At 62.2% G+C, this 2635-nt stretch carries 3 protein-coding genes; 2 read left to right on the top strand and 1 reads right to left on the bottom strand.

Translation table 11 applies throughout. From position 1 onward, the window contains the following. On the top strand, nucleotides 1–412 hold a 412-nt coding region (locus ABX749_RS28945; protein WP_372899100.1), incomplete at its 5' end, for a UbiA family prenyltransferase. Between the two features lie 15 nt (nucleotides 413–427). Here ABX749_RS28945 and ABX749_RS28940 read toward each other — a convergent pair. Further along, the gene (locus tag ABX749_RS28940) at nucleotides 428–871 is read right to left on the bottom strand and encodes an NUDIX hydrolase (protein ID WP_372899099.1); all 444 of its coding nucleotides are present in this window, start codon (nucleotides 869–871) and stop codon (nucleotides 428–430) included. Nucleotides 872–922: 51 nt separating this feature from the next. On the opposite strand from ABX749_RS28940, the gene ABX749_RS28935 reads away from it, so the two are divergent. Further along, the gene (locus ABX749_RS28935) at nucleotides 923–2266 is read left to right on the top strand and encodes a CCA tRNA nucleotidyltransferase (protein WP_372899098.1); all 1344 of its coding nucleotides are present in this window, start codon (nucleotides 923–925) and stop codon (nucleotides 2264–2266) included. Nucleotides 2267–2635: the final 369 nt, after the last annotated feature.

The raw sequence follows: 2635 nt of genomic DNA, 5'->3' as shown, positions 1-2635 counted from the left end.
GTTTGCCGGGCCGAGCGATCTGGTGGCGCCGTTGCTGCTTGCCGCCGCCGTGGCCGCGTGGGTGACGGGATTCGACATCATTTACGCGTGCCAGGATCAAGCGTTTGATGCCGCCGCGGGGCTGCACAGCGTGCCGAGTCGATTCGGGGTGGCCGGTGCCTTTCGAATCGCGGCCGGATCACACGTGCTGATGCTGGTCCTTTTGGCCGCATTGCCCGGGTTGGCCCCGAGCGTGGGATTCGGCTGGTTGTACTGGATCACGCTGGTCTGCATCACCGCATTGGTCGTGCGACAGCACACGCTGGTGCGGCCGAACGATCTGAATCGCGTCAACGAAGCGTTCTTCCACGCCAACGTCGCGATCAGCATGTTGTTGTTGGTCGCCGGATCGATCGATTGTTTGTGGTTGTAGCGAATCGACGTGCGATCAGCGCCAGTCGCACGGCAGCTCGATTTCGCCCCGTTCCCAGGCGGTCAGAAACGGCGGCAGACTCGGCAGCACGTCGGCGGCGTAGCGGACTTCATCGCGACTCATCCAAAACACGTCGGCCACTTCGTCCGGGTTGGCGATCGGATGGTGGCCCTCGTCCAAATGGGCGTGCCACCAGGCCAGATTGGTGCCCCACGACGTCACGCTGCGGTAACATAGTCCGGCCGGAGTGACGTCGATGGCGAGTTCTTCCTGCATTTCGCGAACCAGGGCCTCGGCTTCTGTCTCTCCTGGTTCAATCCCTCCGCCGGGCAAACAAAGCTTGCCGGGTGCCGTCACGGTCAGGGCGCGACGGATGATCAGCAGTTTGGCGTCGCGAAAGACGACGGCGACGACGCCTCGCTTGCGGCGCGTTCTCGGCTTGATCGGGGGAGAGTTCATAGCCCAGCTTGTAACCGAACACGGAGAAATCGACAATCGTGATCCGGTCGATTGCCCGAAACATCCTCCTTCCACGGCAAACCATTGACGAAAATTGGTCCCCTGTTTGATTCCAGCAGCGATCACTCTCTGGAGACGCGCGCATCGTTCGCCGAGGCGACTCGGATTTGTGCGCGGCTCCATGAGCGGGGACACGTCGCGTATTTTGCCGGCGGATGCGTCCGCGACGCGCTGCTCGGTCGCGAACCCAAGGACTTCGACGTCGCCACCGACGCGACCCCCGACCGTGTCCGCGAAATCTTCGGAAAACGCAAGACGCTCGCCTTCGGCGCGTCGTTCGGTGTGATCGGGGTGTTGCCCGAAAAACGAGCCGACGACTCGTGGGCCAAGCTCGATCACGTCCATCCCACCGAAGTCGCCACGTTTCGCAGCGACGGCGAGTACAGCGACGGTCGACGTCCCGACAAGGTCCATTACGGTGACGCCAAACACGACGCCCTGCGCCGCGATTTTACGATCAACGGCCTGTTCTTCGATCCCGCCGAAGAAAAAGTGATCGACTATGTCGGCGGCCAAGTCGATCTGGCGGCGCGGCGATTGCGGACGATCGGCGCCGCCGACGAACGCTTCGAAGAAGACAAATTGAGAATGTTGCGAGCGGTGCGGTTCGCGACCACGCTCGGTTTCGAACTCGATGCGGCGACCAAAGCGGAGATCGTTCACCGTGCCGATGAGATCGCGGTCGTCAGCGCCGAACGGATCGGCGCGGAGATGCGACGCATTGTGGTTTCGATCCATGCCCCGCGCGGCTTGGAGCTGTTGATCGAGTGCGGGCTGGACCGGTTGATCCTGCCCGAATTGCGCTTCGCTGAACCGTCCTCCTTGGTCAATTATCTGGGACATCGCCAGTCGTTGGATTTCGAGTCTTCGATGGCGTTGATCTTGTACGTGATCGCAGAAAATCCGGCAGCCTCGCCGATCGGAACACTCGTCAAACGGATTTCACATCAGTGGCGACTTTCCAGCGAAGAAACGCGTCGAATCACCGCGGCGGCGAAACGCTGGTCGATCATCGCCGATGCCCATCGGCAGCAGTGGTCGGCCGTGCAACCGACGCTGGTTGATCGTGACGCCGATTGCGTGTTTCACGTCGCCGCGGCGATCACCTGTGCCAAGGAGCTGCCGCAAGCCGGAGTGGACTTGTGTCGCAAGGCACTGGCGTGGCCCGAGGAGCGTTTGAACCCCCGGCCGCTGCTGACCGGCGACATGTTCCGCGCCGCCGGCCACCAGCCCGGTCCCCAATTTCGAACCTGGTTGCAAGCCGCCCGCGACGCCCAACTCGATGGCCAGATCACGACCGGTGAAGAAGCATTGGCGATGATCACCAAGCGTTAGCGAAACGCGTCGGACACGATTGGCACGGGCATGCGTGTTGGTGTGCAGGCTACAGCCGCACCCGGTCGCTGCATAGCAGCGACCGGGAATCGCCTAAAGGCTAGACACCAACGTGCGCTGGTGTGCAGGCTTCAGCCGCTCGTCTTGCTGCTTCGCAGCGCGTGAGGAATCGCCTGAAGGCTAGACACCAACGTGCGCTGGTGTGCAGGCTTTAGCCGCTCGGTTCGCTGCTTCGCAGCGCGTGGGAATCGCCTGAAGGCTAGACACCAACGTGCGCTGGTGTTCAGGCTTCAGCTCACTTGCGTTGCTTTCCACCGCCGGCGGCGTAACGTTTGTTCTGCGCTTCGACTTCGGCCAGCGTGTGGGGTT

Origin of the sequence: Stieleria sp. (assembly GCF_041595215.1) — a bacterium.
GTDB lineage: Bacteria > Planctomycetota > Planctomycetia > Pirellulales > Pirellulaceae > Stieleria > Stieleria magnilauensis.
This window is presented reverse-complemented; position numbering and strand designations above follow the sequence as displayed.

Bases quoted from the DNA above. Each gene is read 5' to 3' on its own strand.
- ABX749_RS28940 (WP_372899099.1), bottom strand. From the start codon at position 871: ATGAACTCTCCCCCGATCAAGCCGAGAACGCGCCGCAAGCGAGGCGTC.